The sequence below is a fragment of the Psychrobacter sp. CX14 genome, assembly GCF_057396205.2.
Window position 1 is genome coordinate 2,396,913 of sequence record NZ_CM183187.1, and the last position, 17,004, is coordinate 2,413,916.

The following is a 17,004-nucleotide window of genomic DNA, read 5'->3' on the forward strand; positions in this document are numbered from 1 at the left end:
CTGTTGCCATTTTTTCTATCTCATCTCGCCAGACGTAGACTCTTGGGGTAATAACTTTAACTCAACTGAAGAACCAATACCAGCACCCAGTTTAATCGCAAAGCTATCTAACAATTGCTGCATTGGATCCATTGGCGTGTAATTAATGACATGATCTATATCAAGCTCTTTTTCAATAGTCATTAAGCTGCCTGCTTTATCTGCTAGACCCAAATCAATTGCTTGCTCACCTGTCCAGAACAGCCCTGTAAATAGATTATTCTCTTCAGGATCTTTTAATTTATTGCCGCGACCTTTTTTGACCGCATTAATAAAGTGCTTATGAGTATTATTTAGCACGCTTTCTACATGCTGCTGCTCAAACTCAGTCAACGAGCGGCTCATGCTAAGGATATCTTTGTACTCTCCCGCGGTTAAGGTGGTGTCTTTAACGCCCGCCTTGTCCATCAGGCCTTCAATATTGTAGCCAGGCATAATAACGCCGATAGAGCCTACCAAGCTTGAAGGATTGACATAAATCTCATCAGCTGCAGACGCAATATAATAAGCACCTGACGCACCAATATCACCAATCACTGCATACAGCTTCTTGTCAGGATGCTCTGTACGCAAGTCCATCATTGTCTGCCACACTTGGTCAGACTGAACTGGTGAGCCACCTGGTGAGTTGATATTTAACACTACGGCTTTAGCTGACTCAGTTTCATACGCTTCGGTAAGCGCAGCACTGATATCATGAGCATTGGCTTGATCGCTACTGCTAATTACGCCTTCGACATCGACAACAGCAATATGCGGCTTGGCCACATCGACACTGTTCATACTTTCAACGGTAGTACAGCTTCTACTTAATAAGAAGAATAACAGCAAAATAAAACCAAAGGTTATTAGCTTGGATATGATACGCCAACGTCTCGCTCGACGCTGCTCCTCGATACTTGCCAGTAATGTTTTCTCAAGTAAATGCCATTCTCGGCCGCCAGCGCCTGTCGGTAAAACGCGAGGAGGTTTGTTATTTGGTGATGGGTTATTATCAGGAACTTTATTCGGTTCTGGTGGCCAGTTTGACATATAAAATATGAATCCTACGTGCTATAAAAAAGGGTTTAAATTATGACAGTTAGAGTAAAGAAAACCAGTATGGCAATTACTCTTCGAGGCTGCAATATGGCTTTGTTTAACAAACGCAACGATATATTACTTGATCCCTAAATGTCAGCGGTATTTCTGTAAAATAATCGTTATGATAACTGAAACTAATTAACAATTGTATTTAACCTACGTTTATTATTACGGCTTGATAGACTGATGCCAATATAAATGAGTTTGCTTAAGCTGGGAGTTTATTGGGATCAATTGCTCGTCAATAATTCGCCAAGATGATGGCTGCATGACATTTAGGGAGGATTTGTCTATTTGAGCCTGCGGTGAGGTGACCCAAGGCTGCTCTTTAATATCTGCTGCGCACTGCAATTGCCATAATGCTGCCATTCGTGGCTGAGCACTGGTATATATTATAATCTTATTATGAAAATTATTGTTATTTAACGTCGAATTATTTAAAGAGCTATTTGTATCGTCATCTAAATGACTGTCTGTAGGATAGCTAGAAGGATGCGACGCTATAATATTTGTTTGTTGCGGGTTATTTGCAAGCGTTGTCGACAAAGGCGTATCTAGCATAATCGTACAGTCAGCGACTTTATTATCTTCATCAATTGACCAACCGGTAACGGCACTAATATCCATGCTTGAGGCAGATGTCTTGTCTCTATCAATAGCTTGCCAGTTATTACCAGCCAGACAATCTTGAGCCTGCAAACGCGTCCCCTGCATAACTTTGGTAACCTGAGACTCATGCAGACTCAGACCTGCCTGCCAATAATAAGAAATAGGCATAAATTTACGCAAATCAGCAACCACGGCTGCAAGCTTGGGCGTCGCTGTTTGTACAATCACACCGGTTAACTGACTTAGCCGCTGTTCTTTTAACTGCTCGTAGACCGCCTGTGATAACGCTTTTGTTTTTTCAGGCGCTATAAATAAAGCATTGTCGTTTAACTTACTGGCCTTATTTTGATAACCCGAAGCATATGCTGATAATAATAGCCAAGCATTTGTGTTATCACGCACGATAACTGCAAAATAATCTGAATCTTGCAGCTTTATGGGAATTATCTGTATCGAATCAGTGGTATCTTTTGCTAATAATACTGTCGAAAAGCCGAGCAGTAGTAGCGCAGGGATACTAAGTAGTCGACTGAGCACCCGTTGCGGCAATATCCACGGCAATGCAATAAGCAAAATAAGAAGTAAGATTGGCAAACTGATATCGGTGTATATCCAGCCGACTTGTTTGGCTGTCTCTTGTAACCAAAATAAACCAGTATGAAAGTTAGATAATATCCAGAATAAAAGTGACCATAGGCTGTCTGCCACAGTTGGAGAGAAGGTATAAACCACCCCTGCCAGTAGATTTAACGGCACAATAATCCAACCGAATAAACCGATAGCGAATAAATTTACCACAAAGCCCCATAGTGATACTTTACCAAATAACCACAAGCTAATTGGCAATAGAGCAACAGATATCCAGATCTGTAGCTTAAATAAATCAGTTATTTGCCGCCTTATTTGACTGCTTCTAGAGATTGTTATTGCTGGTGCCTTGTTAACCGTTGCACTCCGTGTGGTCAGATTTATATCAGTCGACTTTTTATCACGACTTCCCCAGCGCTGAGTATAAACAAAGAGTACCGCTACTGCGATAAAAGACAGCCAAAACCCCGCCTGCCATAACACAAAAACATCCCACCACGCCATAGCAACCGCTAAGCTCAGTAAAACTTTAAATGTCGCCGTTATCGCTAAAAAATAGCGCAATATACCAATGACCAGCAGCATACACGCGGTGCGCACTGCCGGCACATCGAATCCTGCGAAAGCGGCATAAGCAAAGGCTGCGACTACGCCAATAACAAACGCACATTGCCATCGCGGTAGCCATTCATAGATACTGGGTCTAAAGCGATTAATCAGGGCTGTGATAAGAGCCGCGCAAAGCATGGCTAAAAACAGAACATGAGTTCCAGATATTGCCAACAGATGCGAAATGCCGGCAAAACGATATAACCCAGTCATGTCTTGACTGATAAGACTACGATCGCCGGTTAATAAGCTTAAGGTAACCGCTATTGCCTCTTTTTTCGCAGGATTTATAGATAGGCTATTATCAGAATTAGAAGTGTTGTCATCCGTATTAACGCCATCTTCCTTTAAATCGCTCTGTTTTGCATGTTGCATCGCCATTAAATGTAAGAAATGCTGACGTAAGTCAAAGCGCTTCCTATCAATCCACTGCGCTAGGCCAGTACCATCGTTATTAACCATCTCTATCGATTGATTAACATCATCACCTGTCATAAGTTTGGCTTTAGAAGTGGCGTGCCGGCTACTTAACCAGCGATATTCGTTAAACTCATCTGGATTATCGGTCAGCTCTATCGGGCTTAATTGCAGCGCTAAAAGAACTGTTTTGTCAGCAGAGAACTCATTAAGCCAGATATCTTTAGCTTTGTAACTCTGTAGCATTACCGTCATTTGTTTAGGCAATTTTAGAGCAGCTGTGACATCTGATATCTCTGTATCGTTGTCTTCTAAAACCGCGGGTTCTGTAAAGGGATTAGTAGCGATATCCTGTTGATGACTGGAGCTAGGCTCCACCCTTTTATACCAAGTTATATCTGTTAAGCTGACTAACTGGCGGTAGTCCTCCTCAACAGTTAATGACTTTTTATTATTATTGTTATTATTGGAAGTATTAGAAGAGTGTTTCAGCTCTAATCGCTTATCACTTAATCCAAGTGGCGTGACTGTTGTCTGTATATACCAAGTTTCAGCAGGTGATTGCTCAATAGCCTGTGTCCGCTGTGCTAGCCCCTGACTCATAACGGCAAGCCAAAATAATACGACTGCCATAACTTTAGCTAACAAAACGATGATACCTTGCTGCTTTAATACGCGAAGAGGAGATAAGTAAAAGTTAATTTGGGTAGGATGAGAGGGCTTTGAGTGTGATTGAGAGTGGGCACGAAAATAAGCCACCATCCAAGCGGTAAGACTAATAAAGATAAACCCGTAACTTAGTGTTTGCCACTGCTGATAAGAGTTCTCTCCATTGATTGCTGCCAATTGATTAGGATCTATCTCTAAAATAGCCAACATCAATGCAAGCGCCACACCCCCTGTGAACCAAGCCACGGTCTCGTCCCTAATATCATATTAATAATTAAAAGCCTCAATAGCAGTAACGCCAACCACCCATCGGACAGTTGGCGTTATCATTTGCCTATCAAGTTAATTCAGTGACAAATTAAGATCAGCTATCAAACTCTTCCCACTTACCATTTTTGAGTAGCATTTGCCTATCTGCCATAGCGGCAAGGCTACGATCATGGGTCACCATTAATAGAGCCGTCTTCATCGTATCTTGCAGCTCCGCTAATAGTGCAAAGATACTTTGTGCATTGTCATAATCTAGGTTACCGGTTGGCTCATCCGCCAATATAAGCGCAGGCTTGGTTACCAAGGCTCGAGCTATGGCAACACGCTGGCGCTCACCACCTGATAGCTCACCTGGGCGATGCTCCAAGCGGTGACCTAAACCAACACGCTCTAATAAGTCAACTGCTTGCTGACGCGCCTCTTTAATAGGCACTTCTTTACGTAGTAGTAACGGCATAGCCACGTTTTCAATGGCAGTAAACTCTGGCAATAAATGGTGAAACTGATAGATAAAGCCTAAATGGCGGTTACGCATTTCACCGCGCTCGGTTTCATTCATTTGATTTAAGCATTTGCCTTGCAGCCAAACTTCTCCCGAAGTCGGTACATCTAGCCCGCCTAATAAGTGAAGCAAAGTACTTTTACCTGAGCCACTGGTACCGACAATCGCAATACGCTCACTGGCACGAACCGTAAGATTCAGACCGGTTAATACCTGCGTACGGATATTTCCTTCGTCGTATATTTTATTAATATCTTTTGCGACTAATATTTCTGACATACATCTTTCTCGCTAGCTGTTTTTTTACAATACATTTTAAATAAGGCTTTATGGCATCACTTTTATGGCATTAACGACAGGCCATTTAATGAATCAAACCCAATTACTCATAACGTAAGGTTTGAGCAGGCTGGATACTGGCCGCACGACGTGCTGGATAAATAGTCGCCAAAAAGCTTAATAAAAATGAAGTACTGGTAATAATCAGTACATCCATCCAACGCAGTTCAGTCGGCAAATAGTTAATAAAGTAAGCATCAAATAAATGCAGACCCATTGCCTGATTGACCCAGCCTAATAAATCACCAACAGTCAGCGCTAAAATCACACCGAGTATCGTGCCAGCCACTGTACCAATCACACCAATAACCAGACCTTGCACCATAAATACCTGAGTAATCAGTTTCGGTGAGGCACCAAAGGTTTTGAGGATAGCGATATCGGCTTTTTTATCGGTAACGAGCATTACTAAGCTAGATACGATATTAAAGGCAGCAACGATAATAATTAAGAATAGCAGCAAACCAACCATCGCCTTCTCCATTTGGATAGCGCCAAATAGATTACCATGCGTACGGGTCCAATCATTGGCAAACAGACTACCTGGTGCAATACTGGCCGCACGCTGTGCAACTTCAGGTGCCATAAAGATATCGTCTAACTTCATTCGAATACCTTGAGCACCTTTTGGTAAGCGTAGTAATTTTGCCGCATCCCCCATGGGAATAAAGGCAACCAGATTATCGACTTCACGACTAATATTAAACACACCCGTTAGCGTAAAGCGCTTAAAGCGGGGAATAACACCTGCTGGAGAAGGCGACGCTTCAGGCAATACCAAGGTGACTTTATCGCCAATTTGCAAACCAAGTGCCTCGACCATACTCTCACCAAGCACAATACTAAAGTCACCATCTTTTAGGGTACCGATATCGCCTTCGACCATATGCTCGTTAATAATTGAGACATTTTTCTCATATTCAGGCTCAACACCCGTGACCATAATGCCTGCGACTTGACCGTTAGAGGTCAACATGCCTTGTAGCTCGATAAAAGGCGCAACCGCCACGACATCAGGGTCTTTTTTAATCTCTTCTGCCAACCCTTGCCACTCGGTGATGATCTCTCCGGAGCTGACCGTCGCTTGCGGTACCATGCCTAAAATACGAGTTTTGAGCTCACGGTCGAAACCATTCATAACGGATAACACGGTAATCAAAACAGCGACACCCAGTGTCAATCCGACCATAGAGATTAATGAAATCAAGGAGATAAAGCGATTACTACGCTCAGCGCGTGTATAACGTAATCCTAAAAATAGGGCTAACGGACGAAACATAATTAAGGCTCTTAACCAATTCGGTGGTAACTAATCGGTAGTAACTAAAATGATAAAGATAAATAAGCTGTTATCGCCAATGGACGATAAGTAAATGGCAGGTGGGTAATCGTATAAATCAATTTTAAAATAAGCCCTGTTTACAGACCTTGATCGCTATTGATCTATAGAAGCATCACTTACATATTGCCATTATTATAACAGCGTATTAAAGTGTCATATGACAAAAGCCCATAGTTTGACACAAACAGCGCCAACTTGGCTATATTTGATTGCTGTGATTATTTTAATATAATTTACCGCTTTGCTTTTAAGAGTTGCTCGCTTGCTACCCCTTGGCTTTAGATATGCTGCATTTTTAATAGGTATAGCCGGCAGGTCACAATACAAAGGTTGTATTTAAACAACTTGCCCCTATCTATGTTAATAGAAGCGCATCTTAGTGATGACAATATATTAATAACAAGTTAAAAAGTAACCCTTATAACTAACCATCAAAAGTACACGCTCATTATGACTACTCATACCTATAAATACAGCCAGCATCCTAAGACACGCCCTACCAAGGTTACACTAACCAACGAACAGACAGCTGGACACGGTGATCATTGGCGTATTTTAACCAACGATATCGAAAACGATGTGCCTAACTGGCTGCAAAAATCGATTGATGATGCCACCATCGCATCAGGTCTACATCCAGCACTTAAGAAAGAGGACCTGTCTAACCTACTGCTTTCTTGTAATGATATGTGTCATATCAAACAAGTATTAGCAATGGATAACGGCAAACCAAAAAACTTTATTAACGCCTACCCTTGTGTGAATAGCCCTTATGGTTTTAGCTGCAAGATTGACCGTATTATTGCCAATGATAATACTCAAGATGCGGTTTTACGTCTGATTAGTGGGGATGGCAGCGTGATTTATGCCTTTGACCAGCTTTATACTGTAAACAAAGACTTGTATCGTCAGTCTGACAGCTATTTTGTGAACTTTAGTGCTTGGGCCTACGCGATTACACCTAGCGATAAAGAAGAGACTATTTTAATTGAAGACCCAGAGGCCATTCGTTATCACCGTGCTTATAACGATATTTTGGCGCAAAATAATGGTGTCGCTCCGAATAATCTAGATGAGCTGATTGATGAATGGCAGCCAGACACTGACGAGCCTCTTGCGCCTGTCGAGATTAACTTAGGCAATATGTGTGCTTACTTATTTGGCGAAACTTTGGGTCAAGAAGATGAAGCTTGGTGCCAAGGCCAAGTACTTGGCAAACAGCAGCAACATTTATTTGAAAAAGAGCTAACCATCTTTGATATTGCGATTTTACGCGAACCTGATGCAACCCCGTTTGTGGTACGTATGGCAACGCCGTCTAACATTGTCACCGAACATATTCAGGTGAATGATTATGTACAAGCTAATATCTGGCTACAAGCGGCCATTTATCGTGAAAATCAGCCGGTATAATCACTTTATTTGTCGAATGATTGATAATTTTGATTCAATCGGTCCTAAAGCAATCGCTTAGAAAGAAATCAAAGCCAACCTAATTGGGTTGGCTTTTTTAGTTGCTCCATATAAAAACCGGACATAAGTTTGTCTATAAGCTTAATACTGATGGTTATACTAAAAATAGTTGACTTTTTGACAAAGGTCTTATTTACATTTGACGCAAAATCAGGTTAAGATTAACCAACTTCTTAACAATGAAAGAATAAGCACCATTAGCGCCTCTTATTTATCACTGCGTTTTAATGTCTTATTACTTTTCATAATTGTGGTTCTATGAAAGTCTCTCCTGCCAAACAATCTTTTACGCCATTTGCGCATCCTTACCTCTTAACCCAACCTGTGGTTTTGGGCAATGCTTACTCTATGGGCGACCTTAACTCTGCTAATAACGATCAAGCTGCTAGTACCCAAGCTCGAAAAAGTGTCTTACGTACTACAGCGAATACATTTGGCTCAAGTCAGCTAAATGCAAAAGCAGATACTTATTTAGGCTCTAAACATGAGAAGTTAGGCGCCAGTAGTAAAGAGCGTGGCAGCCAGACTCCCTTCTCCTCTTTAGCCGGACCTCATGCTATGAAAGCTAACAGCAATCAGACACCTTTATCGTCTGATACTGTCTCGAACCACTCTTTATCTGCTAATCCTTTAGCGCCTAGCAGCTTATCTTCGAGTAAGAGTCAGTCAGAAGAAGAATTACCGACCCCTTTAATGGCAATGCTAGGCATCAAAAGTGAATCAATTGATGCTAGACAAATTAGCTGCGCCAGCTTTTTTATTACTGGCATGCTGTTGATGTTTTATTTGCTACATTTGGCTTAACGGTTATCTACTTAATAAATAAGATGTCATAAACAAAAGAGCGCCTAAATTAATCTAGGCGCTCTTTTTGTTGCTCATATTAAGACTTATTTACGCTTGTTCTGTCATCGCATAAATTTTCTTGAATAATTCTTTTTGCTCAGCACTTGGCTTAGCGCTTTGTAGCGCCATTACTTGACTCATATCACCTTCGATACGAATTTTACCTGACATGAAGGCTTGCATCGCCTCATTAATATCGCCTTGGAGGGCTATTTTTTTCAAAGTCTCTTCATCAATTTTGATGGTCGTATCAGTATCAGTCTGACCTTTCTTTAATACGCCGTCGGCTAAATAAGCTTGCACATCACCATTTGCAGTATCGCTAATATTTAGATTTAACTTCATGTTTGCAAATGTTGGCGGTAAGTTTAAATCGCCTGCTTCAGTTGTTAAACGATCCACTTCATTGAACCACTCATCCGTTAAGAATACTGCCATAAGATTTCCCTTGTATAAATTATAAATAGAGTTAAATTAAAAATAGGGTTAAAATACTAACCACATTATAGGTGCATTAAAATACTATCACATATTTTGTGTCCAATTGTACCTTACCCTGTTAACAAATCAGCAGTTTTTTGATTAAATGTTGATTTAAATAAGCAAATATCATACTGACGTATATATCGATTGTAGCAAAAAATTCTCAGGTAGTTGCTACTTTTTGAATCACTGAGTCATTTTGTATTTACAAAAGTAGCGATTAGCCGACAGCTTAATAAAAACTTTATCTCAGACGACACTCAAGATGCTTATCCACAAAAATTTTGCGGGTTTTTTTAGTTTTGACTGTTTCGTCAGATGATATTTTGTATCCTATGCGTTACAATAGCTACATATTTAGATAACATCAGGTATAACAGCCAAACGATTAACACGCTGAATGATTTTTACGAGCGGGTTAAAAGTGAGCCATTGCTAATTTCTGTGACTGTTTATGTCATATTAAAGGTTAGAATTTGATAACCTTTGTGACTCAGGAATATGTTTTTTTGCAGGCTCTATTTTGGTTGATAACTTTGATACTTAAGGCTGTAAAGGAAATATTCCAATGAGTATAAATAACACAGCAGTCTCTCCAGTCGATCATGATTATGAAATCACCATTGTGCGATTTTTTACTGTCATGGCTGTTATCTGGGGGATTATTGGCATGAGTCTTGGGGTGTTCATCGCCTCACAATTAGCTTGGCCTGCCCTTAACTTTGATATTCCATGGCTAACCTTTAGCCGATTAAGACCGCTTCACACGAATGCGGTGATTTTTGCGTTTGGTGGTTCTGCATTATTTGCAACCTCTTACTATATTGTCCAGCGCACGTGTAAAACTCGACTATTCGCACCTTATTTGGCGTGGTTTACCTTCTGGGGTTGGCAAGCAGTCATTGTGGCTGCGGTCATCACACTTCCTCTAGGTATCACCACTTCTAAAGAATATGCTGAGCTTGAGTGGCCTATTGACATCTTAATTGCTGTTGTTTGGGTCTCTTACGCCATTGTATTCTTTGGTACATTAATTAAGCGTAAAACCTCACATATCTATGTGGCTAACTGGTTCTTTGCAGCCTTCATCATCACTATCGCGTTACTACACATCGTAAACAGCTTGGCTATTCCAGTAGGCTTATTTAAGTCTTACTCGTTATTTGGCGGTGCAACAGATGCGATGGTTCAGTGGTGGTATGGTCACAACGCGGTAGGTTTCTATTTGACAGCTGCCTTCCTAGGTATGATGTATTACTTCGTACCAGTGCAAATTGGTCGTCCGATTTATTCATATCGTTTATCAATTGTGCATTTCTGGGCGTTAATCGCGTCATATATGTGGGCCGGTGGACACCACCTTCATTACTCTGCACTTCCTGACTGGGCACAATCATTAGGTATGGTATTCTCTATTATCCTATTTGCACCATCTTGGGGTGGTATGATTAACGGTGTACTAACGCTTTCAGGTAGCTGGGATAAATTACGTACTGACCCTATCATTCGATTCTTGATTGTTGCACTATCGTTCTATGCGATGTCAACGTTCGAAGGTCCTATGATGTCAATCAAGACTGTGAACGCGTTATCGCATAACACAGACTGGACAGTTGGTCACGTACACTCAGGTGCACTTGGCTGGGTTGGTATGATTACCATCGGTTCACTTTATGTGTTAGTACCGCGTATTTATAACAAACCAAAAATGTATTCTGTAAGTTTAATTACTACGCATTTCTGGCTTGCGACTGCAGGTACTATTTTCTACATCGTTTCTATGTGGATTTCAGGTATTGGTCAAGGCATGATGTGGCGTCAAACAAACCCAGACGGAACGCTTGCTTATAACTTTATTGAAACCGTAACGTTCTCGCATTACCCATATATTGGTCGTGCCTTTGGTGGTTTATTATATGTTGGCGGTATGTTTGTTATGGCTTACAACGTTTATAAAACAATCAAAATGCCGAATGCCCGTCCCGTTGACGCAGCAGATCCAACCGATCATCGCCCTATCGTCAATGATGACGAAGACACTCAGCCTGTAAATGTGTAAACCAGCAATCGCTTAAGGAGATATCATGGCAGGTACAGCTCATGAAATAATTGAAAAAAATACAGGCTTGCTGGTCATCTTTATTGTGATTGCAATTAGTTTTGCAACACTGGTAGAGATTGTTCCATTAATTTTTGATACCAAGTCTGCTGAGGAAGGTGGTGTTAACCAACCCCTTCCTACTATGGAACCATGGACAGCTTTAGAGTTTGAAGGACGTGATATTTATATCCGTGAAGGCTGTCATGTTTGCCACACTCAAATGATTCGTCCGCTTCGTGCAGAAGTTGAGCGTTATGGGCCATACTCTCGTGCAGCAGAATCTGCATGGGACCATCCATTCCTATGGGGTTCAAAACGTACAGGTCCTGATTTAGCACGTGTTGGTGGCCGTTATTCTGACGATTGGCAAAGAAAGCATTTAATCAATCCACGTTCATTAGTACCTGAATCTGTAATGCCAAACTTCCCATGGCTTGCTGAACGCGAAGTTGACGGTGCTAAAGTTCAAGAGAAAATGCGCTTATTCCGTGATCGCTTTGGTGTTCCTTATACTGAAGAGGACATCGAAAGTGCACCTGACCAAGTGTTAGGCGCAACAGAGCTTGACGCCGTTGTTGCCTACCTTCAACAGCTTGGTACGGCGATGGAGGGTCAACGTTAATGAGTATTAGTGACCTACAAATCATTGCAACCGTCGTGGCGTTTATTGCTTTTATTAGCATTGCATGGTGGGCTTACTCACCAAAGAACAAAAAGCGCTTTGAAGAAGATGCACAGCTTGCGTTGGATGATGAGCTCGTTAGCTCCTCAGCCTCTACTTTACGCAATAAGGATAAAAGATGAGCATATTTTGGAGTTCATGGATCACCATCTTAAGTTTGGCCTGTTGGTTGGGTATTCTTGGCGTGCTCCTTTTCGTTCTACGCAACAAGCCAGATCTTGAAGAAGACGGCACGACTGGTCATACTTATGATGATGTGATTCAAGAGTATGATAAGCCGCTACCTAAATGGTGGTTAGCTATTTTCTTTGGTTCTATCATTTGGGCCATCGGTTATTGGGTGTTCTTCCCTGCCCTATTCCCGCATGCCTTTAACGGTATCGCTACTGTTGAAGTTGATGGTAAAACTGTCCCTTGGAGCTCAAAAAATGAGCTTTATAGTGATCTTGAGCGTAACAATCAAACGTTTACAGATAACTTCCAAAACAACTTTTTGCCTAATCCAACGGCTAACCAGAAGCTAGCTACTTTGGCTTCTATGCAGTCTGAGCTTCGTGGTACTGAAGATGCGCCTAGACAATTACAAGAGGACATCAACACTCAGATTACTGAACTTGCGCCTTATGTAAAAGAGCTTTCAGGTAACACTAAAGCATTGATGGCAGGTGAACGTTTATTCCTACAAAACTGTGCTTTATGCCATGGTTCTAACGCGAAAGGCGCACCTGGCTACCCTAACCTAACCGATAATGATTGGTTGCATGGTGGCAAGCCTGAGAATATCTTGTTGACACTACATAATGGTCGTCATGTTGGCTTAGATCCAACACAGCCATTACCAATGCCTGCACAGCGTAATGATATTGGTGAAGACGGCGTTCGCGCTGCAGCTGAATATGTATTATCATTATCTGGCAACCAGAACGATTATGACCTAGATCAAACTAAAGTGGCTCAAGGTAAGGCTATCTTTAATCAGAAATGTGTTATTTGTCATGGTGAAGATGCTAAAGGTACAATCTCTGCCGGCGCACCTAACTTAACTGATAACATCTGGTTATATGGTGGTGACCGTGAAACGATTCGTGAAACGATTCGTCATGGCCGCGGGGGTGTTATGCCTGAGTGGGAATCTAAGCTAGGTAATGAGCGTATTATGCTTCTTGCCGCTTACGTTTACTCACTGTCTAACAATGTAAATGCTAGCGCACCAACACAAGCTACTGCATCTGCTGAATAGTTTGTGGTAGTGCACTATCTAGAGATTAATAAAGGGGGCTGTTAATACAGCCCCCTTTATCTATTTTGACAATCGTCCTATTTTAAAACCGAAAACCATCCCAATATATTTATATATCTTATCTAGATTAAAGTAGCTATGAGCACTAATAAATCAAAATTGATACTAAACATACATTTTATTTGAATTTTAAATCGGTAAAACTTATACCCTAATCATCTAAATAATCTAAGTTTGATAAAGCTGTTATAAGTTTTGCGTGTTTTATTCTGCACAATTACTCATGATTGACTCTCTCAGTACGCTATTGTTCTCCTGTTAAAGACGATTCAATGTTAAAATATAGATAACGATATGGGCAGCTAATCCCCTACCTGTACTGCTTTTGCCAGCATAATGATTCTAACTATTAGAGGTACATTTATGTCAGCCCCATCCTCCAATCAAATTCCAGTTCACGAGTTAGATGCGACAAAAAAACGCATCCATCCTCGCTTTACGGATGGCTTCTATCAGCGCATACGCCTAATTAGTATGTATGCGTTATTGGCCGCTTTTTTAATTCTGCCTTGGCTTAAATATGATGGAAGGCAGGCAATATGGTTTGATGTACCCAGTCAGCATTATTATATTTTTGGTTTAACTTTATTCCCGCAAGATTTCTTCTTTGTGGCAGCCTTCTTTATGATCGCAGCTTTTACCTTATTTATGGTTACGGTTTACGCTGGCCGCGTTTGGTGTGGATATGCCTGCCCACAAACCATTTGGACCCATCTATTTCAGCACGTAGAGAAGTGGGTTATTGGCGATCGCAACAAGCGTATTAAGTTTGATAAACAGCCTATGTCGGCAAGTAAAGCGAGTAAAAAAGCGGTTATTTATGTCATTTGGGCATTGATGTCACTGTTTACCGCGACAACGTTCGTCAGCTACGTGGCAGGTACTGGTCTCATGTATAGCAGCTGGCAGAGTTTGGGCGGTATTCCGTTCCCAGATTGGCCAACGTGGGTTTGGGTATCTATGTTTATCTTTACCTTTGCCACTTATGCTAACGCCGCTTATATGCGCGAATTTATGTGTGTTTATATCTGTCCATATGGCCGCTTCCAAAGTGTGATGTTTGATAAAGATACGCTGATTGTGTCTTACGACTATAACCGTGGTGAGCCTCGTGGTCCTCGCAAAAAAGGCACTCATCCCGAAGATTTAGGCGATTGTATTGACTGTACCATGTGTGTGCAAGTCTGCCCTACCGGTATCGATATTCGTGATGGCTTACAAGTTGAGTGTATCCAGTGTGCCGCTTGCGTCGATGCCTGTAACGAGGTTATGGATAAAGTCGGTTATCCACGTGGCCTAATTCGTTATACGACAGAACGTCAATTGGTTGAGAATGAACCGAGCCGTTACTTACGCCCAAGACTATTTGCTTATTTACTGTTATTATCGGTGCTGATCGCTGTCGTCGGTTACGCATTAATTGACCGCGTGCCATTACAGATGGATATTCGCCGCGACCGTAATCAGTTATCGTCATTAAACTCTGAAGGTCTGATTGAAAATAGCTACATTGTTAAAATTACCAACAAGACTCAGCAGCCGCATGATTATACGCTGTCATTAACAGAGCAAGAGGGTTTGAGCTTACGTACCCGCTTTGATAGCTTACCGCTTAATGCCGGTGAGAGTTATGACATGCCTGTAAGTGTCGTTGGTGATCCAAAGGTTATTGAAGTTGGCGAGATGCCGATTGAGTTTAACGTTGAAAGTAAAGACGGTAAATACCATATGACCAAGCAAAACGTCTTTACCACTCAAGGGCGCGATTAGACTCTATTAGATTAATGACACAAGGCGTACATAAATCGTATGGTCTTGATCATTGGCAACCTCTGGGTTGTACTATCACATTCTTTAAGGTTTTGAAATGAATAAGCACTCACCAACAGGCAAATTTGGGCATCAAGATACGCAGCCTTGGTATAAGAACTATATGGTTGTAATTTTTGTGATTGGCTTACCGCTATTTGTGGTAGTTGCCTGTTTGTGGTTTGTTTATTATTCAGTTCAAATCAAAGATACTGTCGTACGTGATGACTGGTATATGGATGGTAAAACACTATACCAAGATGTTTCACGTGATAAATTGGCGCATGATTTGGATTTAACAGGTGAGATGCTGTTTGCAAAAGACGGCACCGTAACCTTTACTCTGAACTACCCTGCTGATAGCTTAGAGTCAGGGCAGCTTCATGATGGAACGCCAATTTATTATCCTGATCAATTGACGCTTTCTATCTCTCATGCGACAGACATTGATAAAGACCGTGATGCGATATTAAAGCATACCGATGATAATCACTATACTACTAAGGTTCAGATTGATGAGTTAGAATCCAAGTATTATGTTCAAGTCAGTAATGAGGGCAAACTCAACTGGCGTTTAAGAGAAGTGGGTAAATTGCCTCAAGACAGAATCACATTTGAGCCCCTACACTCCTTTGATGAACCTCAGTGAATAAAAAAAGAAGAGCCTAGGCTCTTCTTTTTTTTTCAAAATTTAATCCAAGTTCAACCAAATAAGTGATAAGAACTAAGTTTCACTGTTAATCGATAATTGGATTGATCGTCGGAATCTTCTTAGTCTTAGCCGCTTTCTCGAATGGCTGTATTTCTGGTTGAGTCGGCAGTCCAATATTAGCAAGCTCACTCGCTACACCTACTTGAATATTATGACCTTCAAAGGCTCGTTCACTGTCATCACGGTCTAGATGTAAACTCTCAAAATCAAACAACTCTCTGTCTGCTAATTGTGACGGCGCTACATTTTGTATCGCTTTAAAAATAGATGCCAATCGCTGAGGATGCGCATCATCCCATTCACGCAGCATATCTTCTACCATTGCACGTTGTAGATTTTCCTGACTGCCACACAAGTTACACGGAATAATCGGGAATTCCTTATAACGTGCATACTTGATAATATCTTTTTCTTCCACATAGGCTAGCGGTCTAATCAAAATATTTTGCTTATCATCACTAAGTAGCTTAGGCGGCATGGATTTGAGCGACCCGCCATGGAATAAGTTTAGGAAGAATGTCGCCAACATATCATCACGGTGATGGCCTAATGCAATTTTAGTCGCGCCAATCTGCTTGGCAAAACCATATAGTGAACCACGACGTAAGCGAGAACATGCTGAGCAATAGGTTTTGCCCTCTGGTACTACGCTTTTTACCACGCTATAAGTATCTTTTTCTAAGATATAATGTGGTATGCCTTGCTGCTGTAGATAGTTTGGCAGCACTTCTTCAGGATAACCCGGCTGCTTTTGATCTAAGTTAACGGCCACCACATCGAAATTAATTGGCGCAATACGCTTTAAAAAAAGCAGAATATCAAGCAAGGTATAACTGTCTTTACCACCAGACACACATACCATCACCACATCGCCATCTTCAACCATATTGAAGTCTTTGATGGCGTGAGATACCTGTTTACGCAGCTTCTTTTGCAGCTTTTTAAAGCGGGCTGATTTTGTGCCTTTGTGGTCTATCGCTTGCTCATCCGATAGCTCTAGTCCATCAGAACCATTGTCATGACTGTCTAACAATATATCGTCATGAGACTCTATAGAGCTTTTAGTCATTTCAGCAGGATTAAAGGTTTGCGGTTGTGAGAAATTGGTTTGCATAATATCGCTATCACCTA

Annotated in this window: 14 protein-coding genes; 8 read left to right on the plus strand and 6 right to left on the minus strand. The window is 41.3% G+C overall.

Annotation, left to right across the window (positions count from 1 at the left end; all coding sequences use genetic code 11):
* Positions 1-15: 15 nt before the first annotated feature.
* From sppA to AC2SLO_RS09415, 4 genes are all read right to left on the minus strand, one after another.
* A complete protein-coding gene (gene sppA / locus AC2SLO_RS09400; protein ID WP_486540592.1) occupies positions 16-1,071 on the minus strand; it encodes a signal peptide peptidase SppA in 1,056 nt (351 codons plus the stop codon).
* A gap of 219 nt (positions 1,072-1,290) precedes the next feature.
* A complete protein-coding gene (locus AC2SLO_RS09405) occupies positions 1,291-4,260 on the minus strand; it encodes a ComEC/Rec2 family competence protein (protein WP_486540594.1) in 2,970 nt (989 codons plus the stop codon).
* A 118-nt stretch (positions 4,261-4,378) separates the two neighbouring features.
* The gene (lolD, locus tag AC2SLO_RS09410) at positions 4,379-5,065 is read right to left on the minus strand and encodes a lipoprotein-releasing ABC transporter ATP-binding protein LolD (RefSeq protein ID WP_486540596.1); all 687 of its coding nucleotides are present in this window, start codon (positions 5,063-5,065) and stop codon (positions 4,379-4,381) included.
* Between the two features lie 103 nt (positions 5,066-5,168).
* The gene (locus AC2SLO_RS09415) at positions 5,169-6,404 is read right to left on the minus strand and encodes a lipoprotein-releasing ABC transporter permease subunit (RefSeq protein WP_486540598.1); all 1,236 of its coding nucleotides are present in this window, start codon (positions 6,402-6,404) and stop codon (positions 5,169-5,171) included.
* A 513-nt stretch (positions 6,405-6,917) separates the two neighbouring features.
* On the opposite strand from AC2SLO_RS09415, the gene AC2SLO_RS09420 reads away from it, so the two are divergent.
* Positions 6,918-7,880, plus strand: coding sequence for a hypothetical protein (locus tag AC2SLO_RS09420; protein ID WP_486540600.1), 963 nt, complete (start codon positions 6,918-6,920; stop codon positions 7,878-7,880).
* A 318-nt stretch (positions 7,881-8,198) separates the two neighbouring features.
* Positions 8,199-8,744: a hypothetical protein gene (locus AC2SLO_RS09425; RefSeq protein ID WP_486540602.1), complete on the plus strand. Its 546-nt coding sequence runs from the start codon at positions 8,199-8,201 to the stop codon at positions 8,742-8,744.
* A 90-nt stretch (positions 8,745-8,834) separates the two neighbouring features.
* On the opposite strand, the gene AC2SLO_RS09430 is transcribed toward AC2SLO_RS09425, so the two are convergent.
* Entirely contained in the window at positions 8,835-9,224 is a 390-nt protein-coding gene (locus AC2SLO_RS09430; RefSeq protein ID WP_486540604.1) for an SCP2 sterol-binding domain-containing protein, read from the minus strand.
* A 613-nt stretch (positions 9,225-9,837) separates the two neighbouring features.
* On the opposite strand from AC2SLO_RS09430, the gene ccoN reads away from it, so the two are divergent.
* From ccoN to AC2SLO_RS09460, 6 genes are all read left to right on the plus strand, one after another.
* The gene (ccoN, locus tag AC2SLO_RS09435) at positions 9,838-11,328 is read left to right on the plus strand and encodes a cytochrome-c oxidase, cbb3-type subunit I (RefSeq protein WP_486540606.1); all 1,491 of its coding nucleotides are present in this window, start codon (positions 9,838-9,840) and stop codon (positions 11,326-11,328) included.
* Between the two features lie 25 nt (positions 11,329-11,353).
* Positions 11,354-11,992: a cytochrome-c oxidase, cbb3-type subunit II gene (ccoO, locus tag AC2SLO_RS09440; protein ID WP_486540608.1), complete on the plus strand. Its 639-nt coding sequence runs from the start codon at positions 11,354-11,356 to the stop codon at positions 11,990-11,992.
* On the plus strand, positions 11,992-12,174 hold the full coding sequence (locus AC2SLO_RS09445) for a cbb3-type cytochrome oxidase subunit 3 (RefSeq protein ID WP_486540610.1): 183 nt from the start codon (positions 11,992-11,994) through the stop codon (positions 12,172-12,174). Before ccoO ends, AC2SLO_RS09445 begins: the two co-directional genes overlap by 1 nt.
* Positions 12,171-13,292: a cytochrome-c oxidase, cbb3-type subunit III gene (ccoP, locus tag AC2SLO_RS09450; protein WP_486540612.1), complete on the plus strand. Its 1,122-nt coding sequence runs from the start codon at positions 12,171-12,173 to the stop codon at positions 13,290-13,292. The genes AC2SLO_RS09445 and ccoP overlap by 4 nt, the downstream gene beginning before the upstream one ends.
* 423 nt (positions 13,293-13,715) lie before the next feature.
* Complete coding sequence (gene ccoG / locus AC2SLO_RS09455; RefSeq protein WP_486540614.1) at positions 13,716-15,122, plus strand: cytochrome c oxidase accessory protein CcoG; 1,407 nt, start codon at positions 13,716-13,718, stop codon at positions 15,120-15,122.
* A 97-nt stretch (positions 15,123-15,219) separates the two neighbouring features.
* Positions 15,220-15,810, plus strand: coding sequence for a FixH family protein (locus AC2SLO_RS09460; protein ID WP_486540616.1), 591 nt, complete (start codon positions 15,220-15,222; stop codon positions 15,808-15,810).
* Between the two features lie 88 nt (positions 15,811-15,898).
* Here AC2SLO_RS09460 and ttcA read toward each other — a convergent pair whose 3' ends face one another.
* A complete protein-coding gene (ttcA, locus tag AC2SLO_RS09465; protein WP_486540659.1) occupies positions 15,899-16,942 on the minus strand; it encodes a tRNA 2-thiocytidine(32) synthetase TtcA in 1,044 nt (347 codons plus the stop codon).
* Positions 16,943-17,004 lie beyond the last annotated feature (62 nt).